General features: G+C 45.0%; 1 protein-coding gene. It reads right to left on the bottom strand.

From position 1 onward, the window contains the following. Positions 1 to 33: 33 nt before the first annotated feature. Positions 34 to 238 (bottom strand): hypothetical protein (locus RMT89_RS45295; protein ID WP_315889578.1); only part of this gene is annotated, 205 nt, incomplete at its 5' end.

The raw sequence follows: 238 nt of genomic DNA, 5'->3' as shown, positions 1-238 counted from the left end.
GAAGAAGTTGATCGGATGTTTAGTCAGTTTGAATTACCCGTGCGCTAACGAAAACTGCGCTTGTAATATCGCTTGTGTGAAGTTGCTTTTTAAATAAAAACCTCGCGGTAAAGTTTGCATAGGTGCTCCATCAGCGCCCACTGCCTTGGTTAAGGCTTTACTATCAGCGCCCTTAGGGCGCAGTTGTAGTACCTTACCATGAGCACCTCTAATATTAGCAATGCCTCCAAGACTGATC

The sequence above is a fragment of the Streptomyces sp. P17 genome (assembly GCF_032436805.1).
Classification (GTDB): Bacteria; Actinomycetota; Actinomycetes; order Streptomycetales; family Streptomycetaceae; genus Streptomyces.
The sequence above is the reverse complement of the archived record's forward strand: the minus strand, read 5'-3'. Positions and strand labels throughout refer to the sequence as shown.